At 71.4% G+C, this 25,419-nt stretch carries 22 protein-coding genes and 1 pseudogene; 10 read left to right on the forward strand and 13 right to left on the reverse strand.

Annotation, left to right across the window (positions count from 1 at the left end; all coding sequences use genetic code 11):
- Position 1: 1 nt before the first annotated feature.
- From ACY34K_RS06925 to ACY34K_RS06935, 3 genes are all read left to right on the forward strand, one after another.
- Positions 2-349, forward strand: coding sequence for a hypothetical protein (locus ACY34K_RS06925; protein WP_462744857.1), 348 nt, complete (start codon positions 2-4; stop codon positions 347-349).
- An 84-nt stretch (positions 350-433) separates the two neighbouring features.
- Positions 434-862, forward strand: a complete 429-nt coding sequence (locus ACY34K_RS06930; RefSeq protein WP_462744859.1) for a hypothetical protein — start codon at positions 434-436, stop codon at positions 860-862.
- A 76-nt stretch (positions 863-938) separates the two neighbouring features.
- A complete protein-coding gene (locus ACY34K_RS06935; protein WP_462744861.1) occupies positions 939-2,366 on the forward strand; it encodes an aminopeptidase in 1,428 nt (475 codons plus the stop codon).
- 40 nt (positions 2,367-2,406) lie between these two features.
- Here the strand turns inward: ACY34K_RS06935 and ACY34K_RS06940 are convergent, their stop codons facing one another.
- From ACY34K_RS06940 to ACY34K_RS06950, 3 genes are all read right to left on the reverse strand, one after another.
- Entirely contained in the window at positions 2,407-3,024 is a 618-nt protein-coding gene (locus ACY34K_RS06940; RefSeq protein WP_462744863.1) for a hypothetical protein, read from the reverse strand.
- Between the two features lie 121 nt (positions 3,025-3,145).
- Complete coding sequence (locus ACY34K_RS06945) at positions 3,146-4,951, reverse strand: glycoside hydrolase family 3 protein (RefSeq protein ID WP_462744865.1); 1,806 nt, start codon at positions 4,949-4,951, stop codon at positions 3,146-3,148.
- A 353-nt stretch (positions 4,952-5,304) separates the two neighbouring features.
- A complete protein-coding gene (locus ACY34K_RS06950; RefSeq protein WP_462744867.1) occupies positions 5,305-6,213 on the reverse strand; it encodes a LysR family transcriptional regulator in 909 nt (302 codons plus the stop codon).
- A 114-nt stretch (positions 6,214-6,327) separates the two neighbouring features.
- On the opposite strand from ACY34K_RS06950, the gene ACY34K_RS06955 reads away from it, so the two are divergent.
- Positions 6,328-7,266 carry an EamA family transporter gene (locus tag ACY34K_RS06955; protein ID WP_462744869.1) on the forward strand — a complete coding sequence of 313 codons (939 nt, stop codon included), beginning with the start codon at positions 6,328-6,330 and terminating at the stop codon, positions 7,264-7,266.
- Positions 7,267-7,273: 7 nt separating this feature from the next.
- Here the strand turns inward: ACY34K_RS06955 and ACY34K_RS06960 are convergent, their stop codons facing one another.
- Together ACY34K_RS06960 and ACY34K_RS06965 are read right to left on the reverse strand one after the other, a co-directional pair.
- On the reverse strand, positions 7,274-8,059 hold the full coding sequence (locus tag ACY34K_RS06960; protein WP_462744871.1) for a sugar phosphate isomerase/epimerase family protein: 786 nt from the start codon (positions 8,057-8,059) through the stop codon (positions 7,274-7,276).
- A 293-nt stretch (positions 8,060-8,352) separates the two neighbouring features.
- Positions 8,353-9,417, reverse strand: coding sequence for a LacI family DNA-binding transcriptional regulator (locus tag ACY34K_RS06965; protein WP_462744873.1), 1,065 nt, complete (start codon positions 9,415-9,417; stop codon positions 8,353-8,355).
- Positions 9,418-9,830: 413 nt separating this feature from the next.
- On the opposite strand from ACY34K_RS06965, the gene ACY34K_RS06970 reads away from it, so the two are divergent.
- The 3 genes from ACY34K_RS06970 to ACY34K_RS06980 are packed head-to-tail and all read left to right on the forward strand — an operon-like array spanning position 9,831 to position 12,948.
- Positions 9,831-10,994 (forward strand): Gfo/Idh/MocA family protein, encoded by a 1,164-nt coding sequence (locus ACY34K_RS06970; RefSeq protein ID WP_462744875.1) that lies wholly within the window; start codon positions 9,831-9,833, stop codon positions 10,992-10,994.
- A complete protein-coding gene (locus ACY34K_RS06975) occupies positions 10,991-12,133 on the forward strand; it encodes a dihydrodipicolinate synthase family protein (protein WP_462744877.1) in 1,143 nt (380 codons plus the stop codon). Before ACY34K_RS06970 ends, ACY34K_RS06975 begins: the two co-directional genes overlap by 4 nt.
- A 35-nt stretch (positions 12,134-12,168) precedes the next feature.
- Positions 12,169-12,948 carry a sugar phosphate isomerase/epimerase family protein gene (locus tag ACY34K_RS06980; RefSeq protein ID WP_462745471.1) on the forward strand — a complete coding sequence of 260 codons (780 nt, stop codon included), beginning with the start codon at positions 12,169-12,171 and terminating at the stop codon, positions 12,946-12,948.
- A gap of 278 nt (positions 12,949-13,226) precedes the next feature.
- Here the strand turns inward: ACY34K_RS06980 and ACY34K_RS06985 are convergent, their stop codons facing one another.
- From ACY34K_RS06985 to ACY34K_RS06995, 3 genes and pseudogenes are all read right to left on the reverse strand, one after another.
- Complete coding sequence (locus ACY34K_RS06985; RefSeq protein ID WP_462745498.1) at positions 13,227-13,484, reverse strand: hypothetical protein; 258 nt, start codon at positions 13,482-13,484, stop codon at positions 13,227-13,229.
- Positions 13,463-13,669 (reverse strand): annotated as a pseudogene (locus tag ACY34K_RS06990) (hypothetical protein); the annotation flags it as partial. The gene ACY34K_RS06985 and the pseudogene ACY34K_RS06990, both read right to left, overlap by 22 nt.
- Positions 13,609-14,202, reverse strand: coding sequence for an SseB family protein (locus tag ACY34K_RS06995; protein ID WP_462745473.1), 594 nt, complete (start codon positions 14,200-14,202; stop codon positions 13,609-13,611). The pseudogene ACY34K_RS06990 and the gene ACY34K_RS06995, both read right to left, overlap by 61 nt.
- 736 nt (positions 14,203-14,938) lie before the next feature.
- Between ACY34K_RS06995 and recD2 the strand changes: the two genes are divergently transcribed.
- Both recD2 and ACY34K_RS07005 read left to right on the forward strand, forming a co-directional pair.
- The gene (gene recD2, locus ACY34K_RS07000) at positions 14,939-17,164 is read left to right on the forward strand and encodes an SF1B family DNA helicase RecD2 (protein WP_462744879.1); all 2,226 of its coding nucleotides are present in this window, start codon (positions 14,939-14,941) and stop codon (positions 17,162-17,164) included.
- Positions 17,165-17,341: 177 nt separating this feature from the next.
- Positions 17,342-18,631, forward strand: a complete 1,290-nt coding sequence (locus ACY34K_RS07005; RefSeq protein WP_462744881.1) for a citrate synthase — start codon at positions 17,342-17,344, stop codon at positions 18,629-18,631.
- Positions 18,632-19,360: 729 nt separating this feature from the next.
- Here ACY34K_RS07005 and ACY34K_RS07010 read toward each other — a convergent pair.
- Both ACY34K_RS07010 and ACY34K_RS07015 read right to left on the reverse strand, forming a co-directional pair.
- On the reverse strand, positions 19,361-19,672 hold the full coding sequence (locus tag ACY34K_RS07010) for a heavy-metal-associated domain-containing protein (RefSeq protein ID WP_462744883.1): 312 nt from the start codon (positions 19,670-19,672) through the stop codon (positions 19,361-19,363).
- 105 nt (positions 19,673-19,777) lie between these two features.
- Positions 19,778-20,569 carry a TetR/AcrR family transcriptional regulator gene (locus tag ACY34K_RS07015; protein ID WP_462744885.1) on the reverse strand — a complete coding sequence of 264 codons (792 nt, stop codon included), beginning with the start codon at positions 20,567-20,569 and terminating at the stop codon, positions 19,778-19,780.
- A 151-nt stretch (positions 20,570-20,720) separates the two neighbouring features.
- On the opposite strand from ACY34K_RS07015, the gene ACY34K_RS07020 reads away from it, so the two are divergent.
- Positions 20,721-23,000: an MMPL family transporter gene (locus ACY34K_RS07020; protein WP_462744887.1), complete on the forward strand. Its 2,280-nt coding sequence runs from the start codon at positions 20,721-20,723 to the stop codon at positions 22,998-23,000.
- Between the two features lie 330 nt (positions 23,001-23,330).
- Here the strand turns inward: ACY34K_RS07020 and ACY34K_RS07025 are convergent, their stop codons facing one another.
- The 3 genes from ACY34K_RS07025 to ACY34K_RS07035 all read right to left on the reverse strand — a co-directional run bounded on the left by ACY34K_RS07025 (position 23,331) and on the right by ACY34K_RS07035 (position 25,357).
- A complete protein-coding gene (locus ACY34K_RS07025; RefSeq protein ID WP_462744889.1) occupies positions 23,331-23,918 on the reverse strand; it encodes a GNAT family N-acetyltransferase in 588 nt (195 codons plus the stop codon).
- Between the two features lie 105 nt (positions 23,919-24,023).
- Positions 24,024-24,224, reverse strand: coding sequence for a helix-turn-helix transcriptional regulator (locus ACY34K_RS07030; protein WP_462744891.1), 201 nt, complete (start codon positions 24,222-24,224; stop codon positions 24,024-24,026).
- 218 nt (positions 24,225-24,442) lie between these two features.
- Complete coding sequence (locus ACY34K_RS07035) at positions 24,443-25,357, reverse strand: sugar phosphate isomerase/epimerase family protein (protein WP_462744893.1); 915 nt, start codon at positions 25,355-25,357, stop codon at positions 24,443-24,445.
- Positions 25,358-25,419 lie beyond the last annotated feature (62 nt).

The raw sequence follows: 25,419 nt of genomic DNA on the forward strand, positions 1-25,419 counted from the left end.
CATGAGCACCGACCTGGCCCGCTTCCCCGCGCCGTCCGACCGCGCCCCGCGCATCGGCGTGCGCGCCACGATCGCCGCCCTGGCGTTCGTGCCCGCCTGTGTGATCGTCGGCTTCGTGACGCTCTTCTCCGACCGGGCGGGCCGGTGCGTCATGCAGGGCGGGGAGAACTGCGTCGGCGCGCCGGGGTGGCTGTTCTGGTACGGCATCCTGGCCGCCGGCCTGCTGTGGTGCGTGGCGCTCTTCACCCCCGACCGCGGGCCGGCCACGCGCACCGTGCGCAAGGTCGCCTTCCGCGCCCAGCTGGGCTGCGAGGCGCTCGCGCTGCTCACCATCCTCAGCTACGTCTGACCTGGGCCGCGGCGACCCGAGGCAACCGTCCGGCCTCCCTGTGCGTCGTACGCACGTACGCTCACGAGGCAAAGGGGAACAAGCGTGTTCGACGTGGCGGCAGGGACCAGGACCGGACGACGGCGCACGCGCCGGCTGCTCGCACGCGGCCTCGCGGTGCTCGTCGCCGTCAGCGCCTTCGCGGTCGTCCTCGCCGGGCCCGGCGCCGCCCGCGCCGAGGCCGTCGCGTCCGCCTGCACCGGCCGGCCGGTCAAGACCCTCCCCTTCGCCGGCGGCGAGCTGCGGATCTACAAGAACCGCCACTACGCCTGCGCCATGACTGTCGCGAAGACCCCCGGCGCCAAGCGCGCCATGTCGGTGTCCATCCAGGCGCGCGGCGGCCGGGCGGCCGTCGACAAGGGGCGGTTCAGCCGGCAGGCCGGCCCCGTCACCGTCCACGCGCTCAACCGCTGCGTCCGCGCGTCCGGCGCCATCGCTGGCCGGAGCGCCTCCACGGGATGGATCCTCTGCTGACGCCAACACGGTCTGGTGGCAAGGGTGTTGACCCCGCTAGGTTCACGGCGACCGTTGTGAACCCAGTGGAGGGCGAATGCGCAAGGCGCTCAGATGGCTGCTGTCGCTCGTGGTGCTCATAGGCACCGTGAGCGCGGCCGGCACGGCCACCGCCGCCGGCAGCACCGACGGCACCACGCAGGACATCAAGGAACGCATCCTGGCGATCCCCGGGATGACCCTGATCGAGGAGAAGCCCTATCCCGGTTACCGCTACTTCGTCCTCGGCTACACCCAGCCGGTCGACCACCGCCGTCCCGGCCGGGGCACCTTCCAGCAGCGCCTGACCGTGCTGCACAAGGACACCGCCCGCCCGACCGTCTTCGAGACCAGCGGCTACGAGGTCAGCACCCGCCCGCGCCGCGCCGAACCCACGGCGATCGTCGACGGCAACCAGGTCTCCATGGAGTACCGCTTCTTCACCCCGTCGCGGCCCGAGCCCGCCGACTGGTCCAAGCTCGACATCTGGCAGGCCGCCTCCGACCAGCATCGCGTCTTCACCGCGCTGAAGCGGATCTACGGCAAGAAGTGGCTCGCCACCGGTGTCTCCAAGGGCGGTATGACCGCCACCTACTACGAGCGTTTCTACCCGCGTGACATGGACGGCGTCGTGGCCTACGTCGCCCCCAACGACGTGGTGGAGAAGGAGGACTCGGCCTACGACCGGTTCTTCGCCACCGTCGGCACGAAGGAGTGCCGCGACCGGCTGAACGCCATGCAGCGCGAGGCGCTCGTCCGCCGCGGGCCGCTGCAGCAGAAGTACCGCGCGTGGGCGGGAGAGACGGGCGCCACCTTCACCACCGTCGGCAGCCTCGACAGGGCCTACGAAGCCGTCGTCCTCGACTTCGTCTGGGCCTTCTGGCAGTACCACACCGAGGCCGAGTGCGCCGACGTCCCGGCCGCCGCCACCGCCACCGACCAGGCGGTCTACGACACGATCGACTCCTTCTCCGGATGGTCGTACTACACCGACCAGGGCCTGGAGTCCGCGGTGCCGTACTACTACCAGGCGGCCACCGAACTCGGCTCGCCCAGCCTGCGGATGCCCCACCTCAAGGGCCTGACCCGGTACGGCTACCAGCCCGCCCGGAACTTCGTGCCGCGCGAGATCCCCGTGCGGTTCAAGCCCTGGGTGATGCGTGACGTCGACAGCTGGGTGCGGGCCAACGCCCGCCGCATGCTGTTCGTGTACGGCGCGAACGACCCGTGGGGCGCCGAGCGGTTCCGCCTCGGCGAGGGCGCACGGGACTCCTATGTCTTCGCCGCGCCCGGCGCCAACCACGGGGCCAGTGTCTCGGGTCTGGTCGAGACGGAGCGGACCAGGGCCACGTCCCGCATCCTCGCCTGGGCGGACGTCGCCCCGGCGGCCGTCCGGGCCGATCCCGGGCGGGCCCGTCCGCTGACCACGCCCGACGCACGGCTCGACAAGCGGGAGATCGACCGCGAGCGGACCCTGCGCCCGTGACCCGGTCCTGCTCGTCGTGGTAGTGGGCTGGGCGCGCCGCTCACATCCGGCGCGCGCAGCCCACCGGCCTCGGACCGCCCAGTCCCACGTAGAGCGCCGTCGCGGACGGGCACTCGTCCCGCCGCTTCACCGCCGACATCACGCGGTACTCCGGCGGTGCCTCACCCGATCCGTCGCACGCGGTCTCCTCCACCTGGCCCTCGCGGGAGCCGTAGACGCAGTCCCCGACGACGGTGTACGGGCCGCCGCCGCCCCCCGGGTCACCGGGGTGCGGCGGTTCCAGATTGCGCATGCACGCGTACCCCTGTGGCACCGACCCGTCGCCGTCCTCGTCGACGGCCGGCCGGTTCTCCGAGATGTGCAGCACGAAGTCCGTGATCTCCGGGCAGACCGGGCCGTCCGCCTGCCGTCCCGCGTACCGGGTGAGCACCCGCGCCGACGCCCGCTCGCTGCCGCAGGACACCTCGCGGAAGTCCCGGCCGCGGGTGCTGCAGTCACCGGCGCCGAGGAACACCTCACCGAAGCCGGTCGGCGTGGCGGTGTCCCCGTAGCCCGCCGGGTCGGCGCGCCCGCCCTCCGCGCCCGGATGCGGATGGCACGCGGCGGCCAGCGCCCCGAGCAGGACGCACACCACCCCCATGGTTCTTGGCCCACGCATCGTTCCCCCCGAGATCCCCCGATCCCCAGCCCCCAGCGTGACCCGTGGTGGCGGGCACACGCCAGAGGTGGCGGGAGGTTTGCGTCACTTGGGTGGGGTGCGCCGGTAGTGCGACGTATGACTAGTACGACAGGCCGTATCCCATCGGGTACAGCACCTGGGCCGGATCGTCCGCGCGCTGGACCGGCACGGGAAGCCGGCCCTCCGGCTCCGCCTCACCCGCGATCACCCGGGCCGCGGCACGCAGTTCGACGTCCGTCCAGGAGTACGTGGCCAGGGCCGCCCGCTGGCCGGTCAGCCGGGCGATGTCGTACGGGTTGCGGATGTGCACCGTGACGACCGGGACGCCGGTGGCGGCGAGCCGCGACACCAGGCTGCGCTGGGTGCTGGTGGCCGACACGTTGTACGTGCCCACGATCACGGCGTTCTTGCCGGCCGCCGCCGCCACCGCCTGGTCGATCCCGGCCGGGGTCGGGGCGGTACCGGTCGGCAGCGTGGTGACGGTGAAGCCGAGTTCCGTGAGTGCCGCCGCGAGGGTGGCGGTCGGCGGGCCGGTCGTGCCGGAGGGGGAGGCCACGTCGGCCCCGACGACCAGCAGGTTCGGCTGCCTGCGGCGGCTCAGCGGCAGCAGTCCGCCGGAATTGAGCAGCAGGGTCGTGGTGGCTTCGGCGATCCGGTCGGCGGCCGCGAGATGACTTCTGGTGCCGACCGTGCGGTCCACCTCCTCGTGCGAGGTGAACGGGTCGCGCAGCAGACCCAGTTTCTCCTTGAGCCGCAGGATGCGCAGGATCGACTCCTCGACGCGCGCCTCGCTGATCTCGCCCTCCCGCACGGCCTTGAGCACGGCGTTCCACGCGACGGCGAGACTCGGCGGGTTGAGGAGCTGGTCGCAGCCCGCCTTGAGGGCCAGCACCGGCACCCGGTCGTCACCGTACTTGGTGCGCACACCCTCCATGCCGAGCGAGTCGGTCACCACCACGCCGTCGTAGCCGAGCCGTTCGCGCAGGATGCCGGTGAGGATGGGACGGGAGAGGGTCGCCGGGTCGCCGCTCGGGTCGAGCGCCGGCACCACGATGTGCGCCGTCATGATCGAGTCGATGTCGGCGTCGATGGCGCTCTCGAACGGCGGCGCGTCCAGCTCCGCCCACTGCTCACGGGTGTGATGGATCGTCGGCAGCCCGATGTGGCTGTCGGTCTCGGTGTCGCCGTGGCCGGGGAAGTGCTTCGACGTCGCCGCGACACCGGCGCTCTGGTAGCCCCTGACCTGAGCCGCGACCAGGCCGGCCACGGCCCGCGGATCGGCGCCGAAGGACCGTACGCCGATCACCGGGTTGGCCGGGTTGACGTTCACGTCCGCGACCGGCGCGTAGTTCTGGCGGATGCCCATCGCGGCGAGCTCCCGGCCGGCGATCCGGGCCGCCCGGCGGGCGTCGGAGCGGGAGCCGGCGGCGCCGAGCGCCATCGCGCCCGGCATCAGCGTGGCCGGTTCCCCTATCCGGGCGACGATGCCGTGCTCCTGGTCGGTGGAGATCAGGAGCGGTAGGGGAGTCGGCTGGGCCAGGCCGGCGCGCTGGATGCCGTTGGACAGATCCGCGATCTGGTGCGGGGAACGGGTGTTGTGCGCCCAGGCGAAGTAGATGATGCCGCCGACGTGGTACCGGGCGATCAGCTCGGCGGCCGTGCGGACGCCGATCTCCTTGAGGTTGGCGTCGACGTCGGCCTGGTCGGGGGCGGTGGCGGAATGCCCGTACACCCGCATGACGAAGAGCTGGCCGACCTTCTCCTCCAGGCTCATGCGGGAAATGATCCGGCGGAGCCTCGTGTCGCTCCCCGCGTGTGCGGTGGACGTGACTCCGGTGGCGGCGGCCGCCGCCGCGGCGGCGGTGACGGTGAGGAGGGTGCGTCTGGACGTGGCTCGGTGGTGCACTGGTGCTCCTTCCGGCCGTGTGTGTTCCCGGCGACAAGGGGTGAAGGAAACTTCCAAGGAGTCACGGATAGCCGGAAAGTAACTGCCAGGTCAAGGATGTGCGCAAGCCGCGCGGCAAATGGAGGGGGCCGCCATCGGCGCATGCGTCAGGGGGGCGCGCCGATGGCGGTGTGCTGCCGGCCGCAGGCGGCTGGAGAGGGGAGCCGGCATTCGCAGCCAGTGGCGAGGGCCGACGCCGCTCTGCGGTGACTCACCGGCAGCACGTTCCGTTGGACGGACGCGGTCGGCACGAGGTTCCCCGTTTGCGGGGAATCGGCGGCGAAATGGTAGGAGTGGTAAGGGAGTTGAGGATTTCATGCACAGGTGACCGAGGGCCACAGCTCCCGCAGGGTCCGCACCGTCTCGGTGATGGCGGGCCGCCTCGCCGCCCCCGCCCGCCACAGCGCCGACAGCCGCCGCTTGGGCACCGGATCGAGCGCGACGGTCGCCACCTCCGCGGGCAGCGGGCCGCGCCCCAGACGGGGGACCAGCGCCACGCCGAGACCCGCCGCCACCAGCGCCACCTGCGTGTGGTTCTCCTCGGCCTGGTGCACGATGTCCGGCTCGCAGCCGGCCGCCCGCAGCGTCCGCATCAGCCAGTCGTGACAGACCGTCCCCGGCGGCTGGCAGATCCACCGCTCGCCCTTCAGCTCCTCGCGCCGCACGGCCCCCCGCCCCGCGAGCGGATGCCCGAGCGGCACCAGGATGTCGCACAGGTCGTCCCCGATCACCGCCTGCTCCACCCCGGGCGGCGCCGGCATGGGGGCGATGTCCCAGTCGTGCGCCACGGCCAGGTCGATCACGCCTCGCGCCACCAGATCGACCGACACATGCGGATCCACCTCCGTCAGCCGCGCGTCCAGCCCCGGATGACGCCGCGCCAGCTCGGCCAGCGCCCGGGGCATCAGGCCGCGCGCGGCACTGGCGAAACAGCCGATGGCCAGCCGCCCGGCCGGCAGCCCGCGGCGCTCCTCCAGCCGCACCTCCGCCTCCTCGACGATCGACAGCAGGCGCTGCGCCGTCGCCGCCAGCTGGTGGGCCTCGTCGGTCAGCCGCACACCCCGGCCCTGCCGCTCCAGCAGCGTCGTCCTGGTCTCCCGCTCCAGCTTGGCGATCTGCTGGGACACCGCCGACGGCGTATAGCCGAGGGCCGCCGCGGCGGCTCCGACCGTGCCGTGGACGGAGACGGCGTGCAGGGCGCGCAGCCGACCGAGATCGAGCACGGCGATCCCCTTCCCCGGCTGTGGCGTGACGACGCCTCTCATTAGCAGAGCTTCATCCAATCATGAAGCAGTTCGCGCTGGTGCTACATGGTTGCGGGCCGGGATGCTCGACGCATGCGCCCTGCACACATCGCTCTCGCCGCCCTCGTCGCCGCCGTCTGGGGGGTCAACTTCGTCGTCATCGAGATAGGCCTCGACCACTTCCCGCCCCTGCTCTTCTCCGCCCTCCGCTTCCTGGCCGCCGCGCTGCCCGCCGTCTTCTTCGTCGGCCGCCCGAAAGTGGCCTGGAAGTGGATCGTCGGCGTGGGGCTGGTCCTCGGCGTCGCGAAGTTCGGCCTGCTGTTCACCGGCATGGACCAGGGCGCGCCGGCCGGTCTCTCCTCGCTGATCCTCCAGGTCCAGGCGGTCTTCACCGCCCTGTTCGCCTACGCCGCGCTCGGCGAACGGCCCGGCGGCACAAGGACGCTGGGCATGGCCGTCGCCCTGGGCGGCATCACGGTCGCCGCGGTCGACGAGGGCGCGTCGGGCCCGCTGCTCGGCTTCGCCCTGTGCGTCGCGGCCGCCGCCTGCTGGGGCGTCTCCAACGTCCTGACCCGCAAGGCGTCCCCGCCCGACGCACTCAACTTCATGGTCTGGGTCAGCACCGTCCCCGTACTCCCGCTCATCGCCCTGTCACTGCTGCTCGAAGGTCCCGAACGCGACGCGGCGGCACTGCGCTCCCTGGACTGGACGGGCGTCGGCGTCATCGTCTACGTCGCCTGGATCACCACCATCTTCGGCTTCGGCGCCTGGGGCTGGTTGCTGCGCCGCCACCCCGCCTCGTCCGTCGCCCCCTTCTCCCTGCTCGTCCCGGTCTTCGGGATGTCGTCGGCGGCGCTCTTCCTGGACGAGTCGGTGAGCCCGCTGCGATGGTGCGCGGCGGCGCTCCTGGTGGGCGGCGTGGCGCTCACGTCGCTGGGGCGGACGCGGCCGAAGGTGCCCGGCGGCAGGATTCAGCCCGCCGGGGCCACCGACACCTCCGATGTCACGGAGGCGCAGCCCAGCAGAGCATGACCTTCCGTCAGAGCAGGCTCTGGAGGTGCTCCCGCCCCCGGGCCAGCAGGGGCGGCAGGTCCGCCGCCTCCGGATGCCAGCGCTTCTCGTACTCCCAGCACACCCAGCCGTCCGGGTCGTCCCCCGACACCAGCGCCAGGCACTCGGCGAGCGGCAGCACCCCGGCACCCAGCGGCAGCGGAGTCGTGCGGTCCGCCGCCTCGATGTCCTTGACCTGGATGTATCCCAGGTACGGCGCCACGACGGCATGCGTCGCCACCGGGTCCTCGCCGGCCACCCAGGGGTGCATCACATCCCAGAGCACCCCCACGTGCTTGTGCCCGACCGCCCCCACGATCCGGGCGACGTCCGCGCCGGTGCGGTGCGAGTCATGCGTCTCCAGCAGGATGCGCACATCCAGGTCGGCCGCGATCTCCGCCGCCACGCCGAGCCGCCGGGCCGCCGTGGCGTCCGCCTCCGCCGGATCCCGGTCGCCGCCGCCCGGGAAGACCCGGACGTACGAGGCGCCGAGGTCGTCGGCCAGATAGAGCAACTGGTGGAGCTCCTCGTACACGGGCTCGTCGTCGCCGTCCGCCGCCACGCGCGCGTACCCGGCCAGGGTCAGGATCTCGACACCCGCCGCGGTGAACTCCTCCACCACGGCGCGCCGCTCGTGGGCGACGAGCCCCGGATGCACCGGCTCGTCGGGGTGGGAGCGCAGCTCCACACCCTGATAACCGGCCCGCACGGCGAGCCGGACGACATCTGCGACGGGCATCCCCGGGACGCCCAGGGTGGAGAACGCGTACTTCACGGCCAGGAGCTCCTTCCGCTGTGCGGGCTCCTGCGGAACCTACCCCGGGCGCGGCCGGTCATGGGCGCGACGCCGCGCCGACCCGCCGCCCCGCCCCTGGGCGCGCTCCCGTCGCCGGGCGCGCAGCGGCCGGTCGGGCGGACCGGGCCGACGGGCCCGGAGGCAGAGGGACCAGGGCCGGCAGGCCCGGAGACAGTGGGGCCAGGGGCGGCGGGCCCGTCGGCAGCGGAGCAGGGGCGGCGGACGCGGACGGACGGCTGGCCGGGGCCCACGCGTGGCACCCCCCCGGCGCCTCAGCCTCGCGGCGCCGCCGTGGACGCCCGGACCGTCAGTTCCGCGCCGATGGTCGCGATCCCGCCGGGCGGCGGCGCCTCCGTGCCCACCGCCAGCCGGCCGGCCCGCGCCCCCGCCTCGTACAGCGGCAGCCGCACCGTCGTCAGCGCCGGTACCGCGTCCACCGAGAACGGCAGGTCGTCGAAGCCCGCCACCGAGACGTCCTCCGGGATGCGCAGGCCCTTGTCGCGCAGTGCCGCACAGGCGCCCAGCGCTACCGTGTCGTTCGCCGCGACGACCGCCGTCAGGTCGGGTGCGCGGCGCAGGAGTTCGAGCATGGCGTCGTATCCGGAGCGACGGTCGTACGGGCCGTGCACGGTCAGCCGCTCGTCGTCGCCCGCGACCGGTCCCAGCCCCACGGCGGCCATCGCGGCCCGGTGGCCCTCCAGCCGGTGCCGCGTCGTCGTGCGCTCCGTCGGCCCGGCCACGTACCCGATCCTGCGGTGACCCAGTGCCAGCAGATGCTCCGTCAGCCTCCGCGCGCCACCCCGGTTGTCGAAGGCCAGCGCGGCCATGCTCGCGTCCCCGGGCATCGGCGGCCGACCGCACAGCACGATCCGGGTTCCGGCGTCCGAGAGCTTGGCCAGTTTGGCGGCCATCGCCGCGATGTGCTTCGGATCCTCCAGCGCGCCGCCGGTCAGGACGACGGCGGCCGCCCGCTGGCGTTGAAGCAGCGTCAGATAGGTGAGCTCGCGCTCCGGGGAGCCGCCGGTGTTGCACACGACGGCGAGCTTCTCGCCCCCCGCGCGTCCCGTCGCACCCTCCCCGATCGCGCCCTGCGCGGCGCTCGCCATGATCCCGAAGAAGGGGTCGGCGATGTCGTTCACCAGGATGCCGACCAAGTCGGAGGTGGCGGCGGCGAGCGCGCTGGCCGGGCCGTTCAGGACGTAGTCGAGCTCGTCCACGGCCCGCAGCACCCGCTCGCGCGTCGAAGCGGCGACGGGGTAGTTGCCGTTCAGTACGCGGGAGACGGTGGCCGGGGACACCCGCGCGCGGGCCGCCACATCGGCCAGGGTGACTGTCATCGCGTTCCTCCGAGGAGAGTCGGGCCGGGCCCCTTGAACGGGCTGCTGTCGGCAGGCTAGCGTCATCGAGTGTAGAAAGCGCTTGCTATCCCAGGGTCGGGGCATGGCTGAACAGTCGGCCCGCGCGGGCACGGTTCGGCGTCCGGTCCCGCAGGACGGGGAACGGCCGGGACCCGTGCCCGTGGGACCCCCGGGCCGGGGCGCGGGCTCCCAAGGAAGGGCACCTGGTCCGGGGCGCGGGCTCCCGAGGAGCACTCGGTCCTGCGACCGCGTGTCCGCGGGGGCAACCGGTCCAACGGCCGCCGTCCGTGGGCGGCGCCCGGCTCGGCGGCCGCGCGTCCGCAAGACGCGGGCCGCGGCAGCGCCACCGCCACCGCCACCGCACGTCGATCGACTCGCCTGGAGGAACCTTCGTGACACACAGGACAGTGCGCATCGCCATGAACGGGGTGACCGGCCGGATGGGCCATCGTCAGCACCTCGTGCGGTCCATCCTCGCGATCCGCGAACAAGGCGGCCTGGACCTCGGCGACGGCGAGACGCTCTGGCCCGAGCCCGTCCTCGTCGGCCGCCGCGAACACGCCCTGCGCGAGCTCGCCGAGCGCCACGGCCTCACCGAATGGTCCACCGACCTGGACGCGGTCCTCGCCGCCGACGCGGACGGCGAGCGCGTCGACGTCTACTTCGACGCCCAGATCACCTCCGCCCGGGTCCACGCCCTCACCAAGGCGATCACCGCCGGCAAGCACGTCTACACCGAGAAGCCGACCGCCACGGACCTGGTCGGGGCCCTGCGGCTGGCCCGCCTCGCCCGGGCCGCCGGCATCAAGCACGGCGTCGTCCAGGACAAGCTCTTCCTCCCCGGCCTGCTCAAGCTGAAGCGCCTGATCGACGGCGGCTTCTTCGGCGAGATCCTCTCCGTGCGCGGAGAGTTCGGCTACTGGGTCTTCGAGGGCGACTGGCAGGAGGCCCAGCGCCCCTCCTGGAACTACCGCGCCGAGGACGGCGGCGGCATCGTCGTCGACATGTTCCCCCACTGGGAGTACGTGCTCCACGAGCTGTTCGGCCGCGTGACCAGCGTGAACGCCCACGTCACCACCCACATTCCGCAGCGCTGGGACGAGCGGGGCAAGCCGTACGACGCCACCGCCGACGACGCCGCCTACGGCATCTTCACCCTGGAGGGCGGGGCCGTCGCCCAGATCAACTCCTCCTGGGCTGTCCGCGTCCACCGCGACGAACTGGTCGAGTTCCAGGTCGACGGCACCCACGGCTCCGCCGTCGCCGGGCTGCGCGGCTGCCGCGTCCAGCACCGCTCCACCACGCCCAAGCCGGTCTGGAACCCGGACCTGCCGGTGACGCACTCCTTCCGGGACCAGTGGCAGGAGGTCCCGGACAACACCGGGTTCGACAACGGATTCAAGGCCCAGTGGGAGCTGTTCCTGCGGCATGTCGCGCGCGACGAGCCGTACCGCTGGGACCTGCTGGCCGGCGCGCGCGGAGTGCAGCTCGCCGAGCTGGGCCTGAAGTCCTCCGCGGACGGCCGCCGCCACGACGTACCGGAGCTGTCGCTGTGACGATCAGGCTGCCCCACGGCACGTACGAACCCCGCACGGAGGCCACCGTGTGCACGGCGGGCGGCCCCCCGCTCGCCTCCCGCACGGTCTTCTCCGCCGCCCACGTCGTGGCCGATCCGTACGCCGACGTCTCGCCCGACTCCCCGGCGGCCGTCGACTGGGACGCGACCCTCGCCTTCCGCCGGCACCTGTGGTCCCACGGGCTCGGCGTCGCCGAGGCCATGGACACCGCCCAGCGAGGCATGGGCCTGGACTGGGCGGGCGCCGCCGAGCTGATCCGCCGCTCCGCCGCCGAGGCGAAGGCGGTGGGCGGGCGGATCGCGGCGGGCGTCGGCACCGACCAGCTGACCGGACCCGCCGGCCTGGCGACCGTACGTGCCGCCTACGAGGAGCAGCTGGCGGTGGCCGAGGAGGCAGGCGCCCAGCCCGTCCTCATGGCATCCCGGGCACTGGCGGCAGCGGCGCGGTCGGCCGACGACTACCTGGAGGTGTACGGCAGGCTGCTGCGCCAGTCCGCCGAACCGGTCATCCTCCACTGGCTGGGCCCCATGTTCGACCCGGCCCTGGAGGGCTACTGGGGCTCGACGGATCTGGACGCGGCCACCGACACCTTCCTCGACGTCATCGCCGCCCACCCGGACAAGGTCGACGGCATCAAGATGTCGCTGCTCGACGCGGACCGGGAGATCGACGTACGCCGCCGCCTCCCCGCCGGCGTGCGCTGCTACACCGGCGACGACTTCCACTACCCCGACCTCATCGCCGGCGACGACCACGGCTTCAGCCACGCCCTGCTCGGCGTCTTCGACCCGCTGGGTCCGCTCGCCGCCGAGGCCGTCCGGGTCCTGGACACTGGTGACACGGCGGGCTTCCGCAAACTGCTCGACCCGACCGTCGAGCTGTCCCGCCACCTCTTCGAGGCTCCCACCCGCTTCTACAAGACGGGCGTGGTCCTCCTGGCCTGGCTCTCCGGCCACCAGGACCACTTCACGATGGTGGGCGGCCTCCAGTCGGCGCGCTCCCTGCCGCACCTCGCCCGCGCCTACGAACTGGCCGACCGTCTGGGCCTGTTCCCCGACCCGGCACTCGCCGAGTCCCGCATGAAATCCCTCCTCCAGGTCCACGGAGTCCCCCAGTGACCGATCACGACCTCGCCCGCTTCAGCATCAACCAGATGACGGTCAGGCAACTGGCCCTGCCGGAACTGGTCGCGCACTGCGTCCGACTGGGCATCCCGGGCATCGGCCTGTGGCGCGAACCGATCGCCGCGTACGGCCTGGAGAAGACGGCCGAGGTCGTACGCGACGCCGGACTGGCCGTCACCACCCTCTGCCGCGGCGGCTTCTTCACCACCGCCACCGACCTCGACGACAACCGGGCGGCCGTCGACGAGGCCGCTGCCCTCGGCACGGACACCCTGGTCCTGGTCTCCGGCGGCCTCCCGCCCGGCACCAAGGACCTCGCCGCCGCGCGCGCCCGCATCGCCGACGCACTCGCCGAACTCACCCCCTACGCCACCGAACGCGGCATCCGCCTCGCCATCGAACCCCTCCACCCGATGTACGCGGCCGACCGCTGCGCCGTCTCCACTCTCGACCAGGCCCTCGCCCTCGCCGCGCCCTTCCCGGCGGCCCAGGTGGGCGTCGTCGTGGACACCTACCACGTCTGGTGGGACGACCACGCCCCCGCGGCCACCGCCCGCGCGGGCGCGGAGGGCCGCCTCCACGCCTTCCAGCTCGCCGACTGGACCACCCCCCTCCCGGCCGGCGCCCTCACAGGCCGGGGCCAACTCGGCGACGGCGTCATCGACCTGCGCGCCTGGCGCGAACTGGCCGACGCGTCCGGCTACACCGGCCCGATCGAGGTGGAGCTCTTCAACGACGACCTGTGGTCCCGGGACGGCGTGGAGGTACTGGAGGAGACGGCGCGCCGGTACGTCCGCCACGTGCTCTAGCCCCGCCCACGTACCACCACGATCCGGAATCTAAATTCCGGAAAAATAACCGCCCGCGTCCGTGCAACCCTTCCGCGGTGACGAGTGTCGTACATGGCATCAGGGCTTCCAGGGAGGGGATCTGGGGGGATTCGGGAAGCCCTGCGGAGGGGGGAGCGCGCGGGGCCCGGTCCTTGGACCGGGCCCCTTGTAGGGGCAACGCGGCCACCCGCGTTCGCGGGCCAACTGCCCCGGCGGCTGGTCATCGCACGCTTAACACTCCTGAAGCCGTGTGCAGGTCAACGGTATTCACCGGCCAGATAATCGAAGTGCTCCAATTCTGACCCCCGCAACGTCTCACGCTGAAGTTGCCACAAAGGTGTGAGATGTTCGGCTTCGATGAAGCCGGTCTCTGTGAGTTCACCGAGGGCGTGCAGTTCACTTTCCAGACTGTCGGGCTCACTTTCCAATGCTGCGACCGAGGACAGCAGGGAGGCGATCGCGCCAACCTCTCGGCGGTCAAAGGAGTGAAGCCAGTCGGCGCCCGGACGCCCCACTCCCAGCGCTCGCAGAACGTCTCGAACTCTGCCATCAGCCCGCCGTGGCCGACCTCCAGGCCGGACAAGGCCAGGTCCGAAAACCCCCGTCCGGCCGATGCCTCGCCGATCACGCCGAGGTCCTTCAGCTCGGAGTGCGCCAGATTGATGCCCTGCGCGATGGCCGCGAGTGCCTCCGGTGGCACTTGGAGGTTGGGGTCGCCGCCCGTCTTCGCGTCTCCCCGAGGTCGACCGCCACGGCGTCGGGCACGATGCCCTGGACCGGCGGGAACAACACCCCGTCGTCACTGCCCGCGTCCAGTGCCACCCCTGCCGGCCCCCGCAGCATCGGCACCATTACGTCCAAGAGCCGCGCACCGAGGATCGTTCGGTACGTCCACTCGCGCTGGGCGTCCCCTCGCGCCCGGGCGAACCGGGCGAGCGCCTGCTCGTCCGAGAACGCGCAGATCCACCGCACCCCGTTCTGGTCGGCGGTCCACAGGCTGTCGTGCTCGTCGAACGGCACCAGCACCGCCGTACGGCGGAACTCACCGTGCAAGCGAGCAAACTCACGCTTTGCAGCAGCCAGTTCATTCGGTCTTTCGATTTCGGCCGACGCGGCCACTGGTGCCGGCTGGTCAAGTGGCTTGGACTGCGGCTCCGGCACTGGCCAGTCGATCAGATCGGCAAGCCGTGCAGGGAGGTCCGGGCTTGCTGTCTCATCCCCGTTGTCAGTCATCCGGCAGAGGATGTCATGGCGCCGTTTCCACAAGCAACGAACAAGAAGCGCCGCGTGGGTACTTGATGGCCGATATTCGTCGGCGGGCCGCCGCTGCGGCTGGACTTCGCGCCGCCCCTTTCCGCTCAGCCCTCGGCCGACGCCCGGAAGTCGTTCCAGTGCGGCAAGGTAGTGCCTGTCGGCGAAGTCCTGCGCGGCGTGCAGAACGGCCTCGGCAAGGTCGACGCGACGGGTGCTGCCCAGCACGTGACCCCGCGACGAGGCAACGACGAATCCTCTGCTGTCGCGCCTGAAATCGAGCTTGAAGGATGTATCGAGGCCCGTGAACGTCGCAGCTGTCTGCCGCCTCCGGACCAGCGGCCCGAGGCGGTCGAGCAGAATGGGCACCGAAAGATGGATCTCATGCCCTGATCCGGCACCTGTCCCGCAGACCCGGCGCATCCAAGGTCGCCCTCGCAGACGACGTCGCCCAGGTGGAAGCCGCTGGGATCGCCCTGCCCCGGGCGGACGGAGAAAGCCAGGCTGAGCACGGGACATCGCCCCTCGGGCAGTTGCGGTATTCCTCGGCCAGGTGAGCGAAGCGCGCCCAACTCCGACCCCCGCAGCGTCTCACGGCCGAGTCCGACCGTTCGACATCCGATCTCCGGAGCCCCGGCCGGGCACCGGCCGACAGTCGGCCCCGGAGCGTCATCCACAGCCCGCCCCCGCTGTCCGAGGCGCCCGGTAGCGTCGGGGCATGTCCAATCTGGCAGTGGTCGAAGGCGTCCTCGAGAGGATTACGTACGCCAATGAGGAGAACGGCTACACCGTCGCCCGCGTCGACACCGGGCGCGGCGGGGGTGACCTCCTCACCGTGGTCGGGTCGCTGCTCGGTGCGCAGCCGGGGGAGTCGCTGCGGATGGAGGGGCGTTGGGGGTCTCACCCCCAGTACGGCAAGCAGTTCACCGTGGAGAACTACACCACCGTCCTCCCCGCCACCGTCCAGGGCATTCGCCGCTATCTCGGGTCCGGGCTGATCAAGGGCATCGGGCCGCGCATCGCCGAGCGGATCGTCGATCACTTCGGCGTGGAGACGCTCGACGTGATCGAGCGGGAGCCGAAGCGGCTCATCGAGGTGCCGGGGCTCGGGCCCAAGCGGACGAAGCTCATCGGGGCCGCCTGGGAGGAGCAGAAGGCCATCAAGGAGGTGATGGTCTTCCTCCAGGGTGTCGGCGTCTCCACCTCCATCGCGGTGCGGATCTACAAGAAGTACGGGGACGCGTCGATCTCCGTGGTGAAGAACCAGCCGTACCGGCTGGCCGCCGACGTGTGGGGCATCGGGTTCCTCACCGCCGACCGCATCGCGCAGGCCGTCGGCATTCCCCACGACAGCCCCGACCGGGTGAAGGCGGGGTTGCAGTACGCGCTGTCGCAGTCCGCCGACCAGGGGCACTGCTTCCTGCCGCAGGAGCAGTTGATCGCCGACTCGGTGAAGCTGCTCCAGGTCGACACGGGGCTGGTCATCGACTGCCTCGCCGAGCTCGCGGCGGACGAGGAGGGTGTCGTACGGGAGCAGGTGCCCGGTCCGGAAGGGGAGCCGCTCACGGCCGTGTACCTGGTGCCCTTCCACCGTGCCGAGCTCTCCCTGGCCGGTCAGCTGCGGCGGCTGCTGCGGGCCGAGGAGGACCGGATGCCGGCGTTCCGGGACGTTGCCTGGGACAAGGCGCTCGCGTGGCTCGTGGACCGTACGGGGGCCGAGCTGGCGCCCGAGCAGGAGCAGGCGGTGCGGCTGGCCCTCACCGAGAAGGTCGCCGTGCTCACCGGAGGGCCCGGTTGCGGCAAGTCCTTCACGGTCCGCTCGATCGTGGAGCTGGCCCGGGCCAAGAAGGCGAAGGTCGTCCTCGCGGCGCCCACCGGGCGGGCGGCCAAGCGCCTCGCGGAGCTGACCGGCGCCGAGGCGTCCACCGTGCACCGTCTGCTGGAGCTCAAGCCGGGCGGCGACGCGGCGTACGACCGGGACCGCCCGCTGGACGCCGACCTGGTCGTCGTCGACGAGGTGTCCATGCTGGACCTGCTGCTGGCCAACAAACTGGTCAAGGCGGTCGCCCCGGGCGCCCATCTGCTCCTGGTCGGGGACGTCGACCAGCTGCCGAGCGTCGGCGCCGGGGAGGTCCTGGGGGATCTCCTGGCCCCGGGCAGCCCCGTCCCCTCCGTGCGTCTCACCCGGGTCTTCCGCCAGGCCCAGAAGTCCGGCGTGGTCACCAACGCCCACCGCATCAACTCCGGACAGCAGCCGATCACGACCGGGCTGGCGGACTTCTTCTTCTTCGTGGCGGAGGAGACGGAGGAGGCCGGCCGGCTCGCCGTGGACGTCGCGGCCCGCCGTGTGCCGGCGAAGTTCGGTCTCGATCCGCGCAGGGACGTCCAGGTCCTGGCCCCGATGCACCGCGGCCCGGCCGGCGCGGGCACCCTCAACGGTCTGCTCCAGCAGGCCATCACCCCTGCCCGGCCCGACCTCCCGGAGAAGCGATTCGGCGGAAGGGTCTTCCGTGTCGGAGACAAGGTCACCCAGATTCGCAACAATTACGAGAAGGGGGCGAACGGAGTCTTCAACGGCACGGTCGGCGTGGTCACCTCGCTCAACGTGGACGATCAGCGCCTGACGGTACTGACGGACGAGGACGAGGAGGTGCCGTACGACTTCGACGAGCTGGACGAGCTGGCGCACGCGTATGCCGTCACGATCCACCGGTCCCAGGGCAGCGAGTATCCGGCCGTGGTGATCCCGGTGACCACCGGAGCCTGGATGATGCTGCAGCGGAACCTGCTCTACACGGCCGTCACGCGCGCGAAGAAGCTCGTCGTCCTTGTTGGCTCCCGCAAGGCCGTCGCCCAGGCCGTCCGCACTGTTTCGGCAGGCCGGCGCTTTACCTCACTCGGCCATCGACTGACAGGTGAGGTACGGGTGGGAAACATCACCTAGCGGTGGTCCGGACTTTCGCAACCGGGGCGAAGGGGGCAGGATGAGCAGGTTGACGGCACTGAGTGCCGCCAATTGGCCGAATGGTCGACCCCGAGTGCACTCTGCTGAGCCAAGTGGGGGATGGTAGAGACAGTCAGGGCACCTCGAAGAAGAGGCACTACGTCGGTGAGGGATGACGTGAGCGACAACTCTGTAGTACTGCGGTACGCGGACGGTGAATACACCTACCCGGTGGTCGAGAGCACCGTCGGTGACAAGGGCTTCGACATCGGGAAGCTCCGAGCCCAGACCGGTCTGGTGACCCTGGACAGCGGCTACGGCAACACGGCCGCCTATAAATCCGCGATCACCTACCTCGATGGCGAGCAGGGCATCCTGCGGTACCGCGGCTACCCCATCGAGCAGCTCGCCGAGCGCTCCACCTTCCTCGAGGTGGCGTACCTGCTGATCAACGGGGAGCTTCCCAAGGTCGACGAACTCGCGGCCTTCAAGAACGAGATCACCCAGCACACGCTGCTGCACGAGGACGTCAAGCGGTTCTTCGACGGCTTCCCGCGCGACGCCCACCCGATGGCCATGCTCTCCTCGGTCGTCAGCGCGCTGTCCACCTTCTACCAGGACAGCCACAACCCGTTCGACGAGAAGCAGCGTCACCTCTCCACGATCCGGCTGCTGGCCAAGCTCCCGACGATCGCGGCGTACGCCTACAAGAAGTCGATCGGGCACCCGTTCGTCTACCCGCGCAACGATCTTTCGTACGTCGAGAACTTCCTGCGGATGACCTTCTCCGTCCCGGCCCAGGAGTACGAGCTGGACCCGGTCGTGGTCTCCGCGCTCGACAAGCTGCTGATCCTGCACGCGGACCACGAGCAGAACTGTTCGACCTCCACCGTGCGTCTGGTCGGCTCCTCGCAGGCGAACATGTTCGCCTCGATCTCCGCCGGAATCTCGGCCCTGTGGGGCCCGCTGCACGGCGGCGCCAACCAGTCGGTCCTGGAGATGCTCCAGGGTATCCAGGCCAACGGCGGCGATGTTGACTCCTTCATCAACAAGGTGAAGAACAAGGAGGACGGCGTCCGCCTGATGGGCTTCGGCCACCGGGTGTACAAGTCCTTCGACCCGCGCGCCAAGATCATCAAGGCGGCGGCGCACGATGTCCTCTCGGCCCTCGGCAAGTCCGACGAGCTGCTGGACATCGCCCTGAAGCTGGAGGAGCACGCGCTCTCCGACGACTACTTCGTCTCGCGCAACCTCTACCCGAACGTCGACTTCTACACGGGTCTGATCTACCGGGCGATGGGCTTCCCGACCGAGATGTTCACGGTGCTCTTCGCGCTGGGCCGGCTGCCGGGCTGGATCGCCCAGTGGCACGAGATGATCAAGGAGCCGGGTTCCCGCATCGGCCGCCCGCGCCAGATCTACACGGGTGAGGTCCTGCGCGACTTCGTGCCAGTCGAGGCTCGCTGAGTTCCATGACGTGTGCCCCCCGACGACCCCCTTGCCGGGGGTCCGGGGGTTGCCCTGGCGGGCTGCTCGGTCACGGGTGAGGTCCCGCGCGGCCTTCGTCCCGGTCGGGGCCGCTGAGCCTTCCGCCCCGTCTTCCCGGCTGCCCATGGCCCGGAAGGCATCCGGGTCCGGAAGGCATCCGGGTCCGCAGGCGTCCGGGCCCCGAAGGCATCCGGGTCCTCGTGGGACGTCCCCGCGGAGGCCTTCAGGGCGCGAAAAGCGCCCCGCCGCCGATCCCCCCACGGGTCGGCGCGCGGGGCGCTTTCCATATCCCGGAGCGGATTCCCCCCACGGGATCCGGCCGGGCGTCTCTGCCGGCGTTGCCGGCAGAAGCTCTCGCGCGATCTGCCGGGGTACGTACGTACGGGAGGGCCGCTCAAAGCTCCCCGGTGCACGTGCCCCGGCCAACGCTTGCCTGGGACGTCCCCCAAGACATCCCATGAACGTCCCCCAAGACGTTCGTGGCATCGCCCATTTAGACTCGCGAGCCGCCTAAATGGTTACCCCCAAATATCTGTGATCTAGGTCTCTTTGTGAAGGTCTTGTGTGTCACGTGAATGTGAATTCACGTGAATGAACGCGAGGCGTGTGGGTGAACGGTCCAAACTCGGACGAACCAGCCGTAAACCCACATGGCCGGACGCCCCGTCTTCACAGGGCGTCCGGCCGGTGGAGTTCGTGTGTGCCGGTTCAGCGGCGGCCGGCGAGCTCGTAGCCCGCCTCGTCGACCGCCGCGCGCACCGCGGCCTCGTCCAGTGCGGCCTCGGAGACCACCGTGACCAGCCCTGTCGCGGCGACCGCCTGGACCGAGGAGACGCCCGGGAGCTCGGAGATCTCGCTCGAGACGGCGCCCTCGCAGTGGCCGCACGTCATGCCCTTGACCTCGTAGACCGCGGTCACGCCGCCCGCCCGGGACTCTGCCGCGGCGTCGTGGCAGCCGCCGGTGGGCGAGCAGCAGGAGCCGGTTGCCTGGGGAAGCTCGGTCTTCGTCTCGGAGGTCATGGTCGTTCTCCTCTTCGGATGGAGGCGGTGCGAGGTGTACGAAGTCATGGTGCGCCTGGGGTGCCCGGGAGGCCCGGGGCGCCCCGACTCACTCACCTTATACCCCTAGGGGGTATGACTTCCACTCGCGCCACAGCCGAGCACCGCGTCGCCGATGACCGGGTCCAGGTAGCGGAACATCACCCGCTTGAGCTCGGCGGTGTACGCCGCGCGCTCCTCGCCCTCGTGGGCGAGCACCAGGTCGAGCGAGGCCTTGAACAGGGCGAACGTCATGTTGGCGATCCGGCTCCGCTCGTCGGCGGGCATGTCCGGGACGTAGTGGCCCAGCAGCTCCTCGACGCGCGCGAGCAGGGAGGCGTGCAGTGCGTCGTGCTCCTCGGTGATCCGGCCCGGGACGTCGGAGCCGTGCATCAGGGCGAGGAACACCGGATTGGCGCAATTGAACTCGATCATCGGGTCGAGGATCGCGTCCAGCATCTCGGTCAGCGGCAGATCGAAGTTGGCCGGGGTGAACGCCTGGCCGTGGGCCTCGCGCATCCGGTGCAGCAGGCGGTCGCCGAGCTCGACGGCGATGGCCTCCTTGTTGGGGAAGTACTGGTAGAGCGTGCCGGGGGAGACGCTCGCCGCCCGGGCGATGGCGTTCGTGCTCGCCGCGGTGTATCCGGTGGTGCGGAACACCTCTGCGGCGGCGTCGAGCAGCTGTGCGATGCGGCGCTCGCCGCGCGCCTGCCGGCGGCGCGGCCTGGCCTCGGGTGCGCCCGAACCGCCGGTGGAGGCGGCGGCCGTCTCCCTGGACGTCCCGCTCGTGAAGGCTGCGGCCGTCTCCGTGGAGGTCCCGCTCGCGGAGGCGTCCGCCTCGTCCCCCGGCCCGGTGCGCGGCTTCGCGGCGTCCGACACGTCTATCCCCAGCTTTCTCGGAGCGTTTGACAAACACGAGTGGTCGCTCGCATTCTTGTGAAATGCGAGCGGTCGCTCGTGTTTGCCAGTCTATGGCAATGGACGACCCGTGCCACGGGGCGACGGGTCACGGTGAAGGGGACACCGCGTCATGTCCGAAGTCAACAGCCCACCCGCGCGTGGCGGCCGCCTCCGGCCGCTCATCGCCCGGCCCCGGCTGACTCTGCTCGCGGCACTGGTGATCACCGTGCTGGCGGTGTTCGCCGGGGGCGGGGTCGCCGAGCGCATGGGCAGCGGCGGATGGGAGGACCCGGACGCCTCGTCGACCTATGCCACCAGGGCGCTGGAGCGCGAGTTCCCCGCCTCCCAGCCCAACCTGCTGCTCCTGGTCGACAGCGGTGAGGCCCGCGTGGACGACCCCGCGGTCGCCGCCGAGGCGAGGCGGCTCGCGGAGCGGCTCGCCTCCGAGAAGGGCGTCGTCGGCGTCGGCTCCTACTGGGACACCCGAGCACCCGGTCTGCGCGCCAAGGACGGGCGCGAGGCCCTGATCGCGGCGCGGCTCCAGGGTGACGAGAAGACGGCGGCGGAGACCCTGGAGCGGATAGCACCCGAACTCCGCGGCACCCACGGACCGGTGGAAGTCTCCGTCGGTGGGCCCGTCGCCGTGCGGCACGAGATGCAGACGATCATCCAGGACGACCTGCTGCGGGCCGAGCTGATCGCCCTCCCGGTGACCCTGGTGCTGCTGGTCATGGTCTTCGGCAGCGCCGTCGCGGCCCTGCTGCCCCTCGGTATCGGCGTCGTCGCCATCCTCGGGACCAACGCGGTGCTGCGCGGCCTGACCGAATTCACCGACGTCTCGGTCTTCGCGATGAACCTGACCACCGCGCTGGGCCTCGGACTCGCCATCGACTACGCCCTGTTCGTGGTGCGCAGGTTCCGTGAGGAGCTCTCCGCGGGCGCCGATGTGACGGCGGCCGTGAACACCACCCTGCGGACCGCCGGGCGCACCGTGCTGTTCTCCGCGCTCACCGTGGCGGTCTCGCTGGCGGCCATGCTCGTCTTCCCGCAGTACTTCCTGCGTTCCTTCGCCTACGCCGGGATCGCGGTCGTGCTGCTGGCGGCCGCGGCGGCCCTGACCCTGCTGCCCGCCGCACTGCTGCTGCTCGGCCATCGGGTCAACGCCCTCGACCTGCGCCGGCTGATCCGGCGACGCCGGGGGAAGGACGGCGGCGGCCCGGAGCGCGAGCCCGGAGCGGGGTGGGCGCGGGCGGCCGCGCTGGTGATGCGCAGGGCGCCCGTCTTCGCGGTCACGACCGCCGTGGGGCTGGTCGTCCTCGGGCTGCCGTTCCTGGGCGTGAAGTTCGGCACGGCCGACGACCGCCAGCTGCCCTCGAGCGCCGAGTCACGGGTCGTCCAGCAGCACCTGCGGGAGGGCTTCCCGGGCAGCCCCGGCGGCGGCCTGGAGGTCCTCACGGAAGGACGCGCCACGCCCGCGCAGTACGCCGAGTACCGCGACCGGATCGACGCCCTGCCGGGTGTGCTCCGGGTGGAAGGGCCGGTGACCTCGGGGTCCTACGCGTACTTCACGGTGCTGCCGGAGGGGGAGGCCGTCGGCGCCGACACCCAGTCGCTCGTGCGGGAACTGCGGGGTCAGGAGGCGCCCTTCGACACCTCGGTGACCGGAGCGGCCGCCGTTCTGGTCGACTCCAAGGACGCCATAGCAGACCGGCTGCCCTGGGCGGCGGCGATCATCGTGGTGGTCACGCTGCTGCTGGTGTTCCTGCTCACGGGCAGCGTGCTGATCCCGCTCCAGGCCGTCGTGCTCAACGCGCTGAGTCTCACGGCGATGTTCGGGGCGGTCGTGTGGGTCTTCCAGGACGGCCATCTGTCGGGCCTGCTGGGCTTCACGGCCACCGGAGACATCGAGACGACCCTTCCGGTGCTGATGTTCTGTGTGGCCTTCGGGCTCTCCATGGACTACGGCGTGTTCCTGCTCTCCCGGATGAAGGAGGAGTACGACAACACCGGCGACCACGAGCACGCCGTGCGGTTCGGGCTGAGGCGCACCGGCGGGCTGATCACGGCGGCTGCCGTCATCCTGGCCGTGGTGATGGTCGCCATCGGCACCTCTCGCGTGACCAATACCAAGATGCTCGGCCTAGGGGTAGCGCTGGCCGTCCTGATGGACGCGATGGTGGTGCGCAGCCTGCTCGTGCCCGCCGTGATGAAGCTGACCGGCCGCGCCACGTGGTGGGCGCCCGCACCACTGCGGGCCTTCCATGCCCGGTTCGGCCTCAGCGAGGGTGAGATACCCGGGCCCCGGGCCGCCTCGCCCGCCGCGGCCGGCACGTCCCGCGGGACCGCGGAACCGTCGGACGCGCAAGCCCCGGACGGCGCGGGCCGCGACAAGGCCCCCGTGGGGCGCTAGGGACCGCCGGCCGGAGGTGCGGGGGCGGGGCCTCCGGACGGTGGCGCTCGGCCCGGGTGGCCCGGCCGGGGCAAGGCACCGGCGGGGCGCGGCCGGGCTGGACCCGGGGATTGCGCGTCGGCCGGGCTGCTCGCCCCACCCGGCCGGGGGTGACTCGGGAGCGCACAGGCCGCAGGCGAGCTGGCCGCCGGAGCGGCCGGCTGGATTGGGGGGCCGTGGTCGGCCGGGCTGGACCGGGTGGTGGATCGGCCGGGTTGGACCGGGGTCGTGGCCGGCCGGGCTGGACCGGCTGCCCCGGGGGCCGGCCGGGCCGGACCCCGGGGTGTGTGCCTAGTTCGCCGGGTGGCCCCGGTGGGTGGCCCACTCCCGGGCCAGGACGGACATGTACACGGAGTCGATCCACTCGCCCCGGTGCAGCAGGGCCTCGCGCTCGATGCCCTCCCGGACGAAGCCGACCTTCTCGTAGACGCGGACGGCCCTCGGGTTGAAGGCGAAGACACCCAGGGAGACACGGTTGAGGTGGAGGCGTTCGAAGCCGTGGGCGAGAAAGAGCCGGATCGCCTCGGTGCCGAGCCCCCGGTCGCGGCCCTTCGGGCCGACGAGGGTGCGGAAGTTGCAGCTGCGGTTCGAGCGGTCCCACTCGTTGAACACCAGCTCGCCCACGACCTCGCCGGAGGCCCTGTCGACGAGGGCGAGATCGAGCCGGTCGGTCTGGTCGCCGCGGGAGGCGTACCAGGAGCGCAGCCGGCCGTGGTCGAGCCGGGGCTCGTCGGCGCAGCCGGTGAGCTTCATGACCTCGGGGTCGTCGAGGATCTCCGCCATGGCACCGGCGTCGGCCTCGGTGAACGGCCGCAGTACGACCTTCTCGCCGGTGAGGGTGGGCTTCAGGGAGAAGTCGGCAGTGGTGTCCTCGTTCATACCGTGATCCTCCACAGGTGCCCGCTCAGGGGCAAAGGCTTTATGGGCGACCCGTGGGAAGGGCCGGCCCCGTACTGGCGGGTGCGGGGCCGGGATGCCCGGGAGTCAGCCCTCCTTGCGCCCGCGGTTGCCGGGGCGGTTGGCGACCCAGACGCGGATGGTGTCCGGGTACCAGTAGGGCTTCCCGGACTCCACATGGTCGGGGCGCGGCAGCAGCCCGTGCTTGCGGTAGGACCGGACGGTGTCCGGCTGTACCCGGATATGAGCGGCGATCTCCTTGTAGGACCAGAGTTTTCTGTCCGTCATCTGTGGCACCTCCCTGCGTGCGCCGCGGCGGTGGCCGGGAGGGCCGTCGGGGGAGCCGCGGCGGTGGACGCTGGCGATCACTGAGCCTGTGCCCGTTGAACGACGCAGAGTGATGGACGGAGAACGCCTGTTGAACGCTTGTGACCGAAGGTCCGCGTTATGGAGATATGCGTGACAAACACGGGCGTGTTGTTACAGACGGGGTGTGAGGGGGTGGTTCAGGCGCCGCAGGAACGCAGGAAGCGACGGGTCCGTTCGGCGACGGGGTAGGGCTTGTCCGGCGGGCAGGGGTACATGTCCTGCTCGACGATGGCGAAGAGGTCGACGTCCAGGGCCTGGGCGGCGGCCAGCACCGGCTCCAGCGCGGGTACGCCGGCCGGGGGTTCGCACATCACCCCACGGGCGACGGCCGGGCCGAACGGGGTGCCCTCGGCGACCACTTCCGCCAGGATCGCGGGGTCGACCTGCTTGAGGTGGAGGTAGCCGATCCGCTCCCCGTAGGTCTCGATCAGCTTGACGCTGTCGCCGCCGCAGTAGGCGTAGTGCCCGGTGTCCAGGCAGAGCGAGACGAGGTCGGGGTCGGTGGCGTCGAGGAAGCGGGAGACGTTCTCCTCGTTGTCGACATGGGTGTCGGCGTGCGGGTGGACGACGATGCGCAGCCCGAAGCGTTCCTGGACCTCCAGGCCCAGCCGCTCGGTCTGCGTGGTCAGGTGGCGCCACTGATCCGCCGTCAGCGTGCGGTCCTCCAGCACCTCTCCGGTCTTGTCGTCCCGCCAGAAGGAGGGGATGACGACGAGGTGGTCGGCGCCCATGGCGCGGGCCAGCGTGGCGTTGTCCGCGACGTGCGCCCAGGTCTTCTCCCACACGGCCGGACCGTGGTGGAGTCCGGTGAAGACCGTGCCTGCGGAGACCTTCAGGCCGCGGCGCCCGGTCTCCTCGGCCAGCCGGACCGGATCGGTGGGCAGATAGCCGTAGGGGCCCAGCTCGATCCACTCGTAACCGGCCCGGGAGACCTCGTCGAGGAAACGCTGCCAGGGCACTTGCTGCGGATCGTCGGGGAACCAGACCCCCCAAGAGTCGGGGGCGGATCCGATCCGGATGCGGGACAGCGGCGATGGTGACAGCGGCGTCATGGGGGTCAGCTTGGACGCGGCGCGAGCGGAGCGTCAAGGGTTCGTCCGAATGTAAGGACAAA

Source organism: Streptomyces sp. STAM6 (genome assembly GCF_054963715.1).

Coding starts and splice junctions, on each gene's coding strand:
- ACY34K_RS06925 (WP_462744857.1), top strand. CDS start 2: ATGAGCACCGACCTGGCCCGCTTCCCCGCGCCGTCCGACCGCGCCCCG.
- ACY34K_RS06935 (WP_462744861.1), top strand. CDS start 939: ATGCGCAAGGCGCTCAGATGGCTGCTGTCGCTCGTGGTGCTCATAGGC.
- ACY34K_RS06940 (WP_462744863.1), bottom strand. CDS start 3,024: ATGCGTGGGCCAAGAACCATGGGGGTGGTGTGCGTCCTGCTCGGGGCG.
- ACY34K_RS06955 (WP_462744869.1), top strand. CDS start 6,328: ATGCGCCCTGCACACATCGCTCTCGCCGCCCTCGTCGCCGCCGTCTGG.
- ACY34K_RS06965 (WP_462744873.1), bottom strand. CDS start 9,417: ATGACAGTCACCCTGGCCGATGTGGCGGCCCGCGCGCGGGTGTCCCCG.
- ACY34K_RS06980 (WP_462745471.1), top strand. CDS start 12,169: ATGACGGTCAGGCAACTGGCCCTGCCGGAACTGGTCGCGCACTGCGTC.
- ACY34K_RS06995 (WP_462745473.1), bottom strand. CDS start 14,202: ATGACTGACAACGGGGATGAGACAGCAAGCCCGGACCTCCCTGCACGG.
- recD2 (WP_462744879.1), top strand. CDS start 14,939: ATGTCCAATCTGGCAGTGGTCGAAGGCGTCCTCGAGAGGATTACGTAC.
- ACY34K_RS07010 (WP_462744883.1), bottom strand. CDS start 19,672: ATGACCTCCGAGACGAAGACCGAGCTTCCCCAGGCAACCGGCTCCTGC.
- ACY34K_RS07020 (WP_462744887.1), top strand. CDS start 20,721: ATGTCCGAAGTCAACAGCCCACCCGCGCGTGGCGGCCGCCTCCGGCCG.
- ACY34K_RS07025 (WP_462744889.1), bottom strand. CDS start 23,918: ATGAACGAGGACACCACTGCCGACTTCTCCCTGAAGCCCACCCTCACC.
- ACY34K_RS07030 (WP_462744891.1), bottom strand. CDS start 24,224: ATGACGGACAGAAAACTCTGGTCCTACAAGGAGATCGCCGCTCATATC.
- ACY34K_RS07035 (WP_462744893.1), bottom strand. CDS start 25,357: ATGACGCCGCTGTCACCATCGCCGCTGTCCCGCATCCGGATCGGATCC.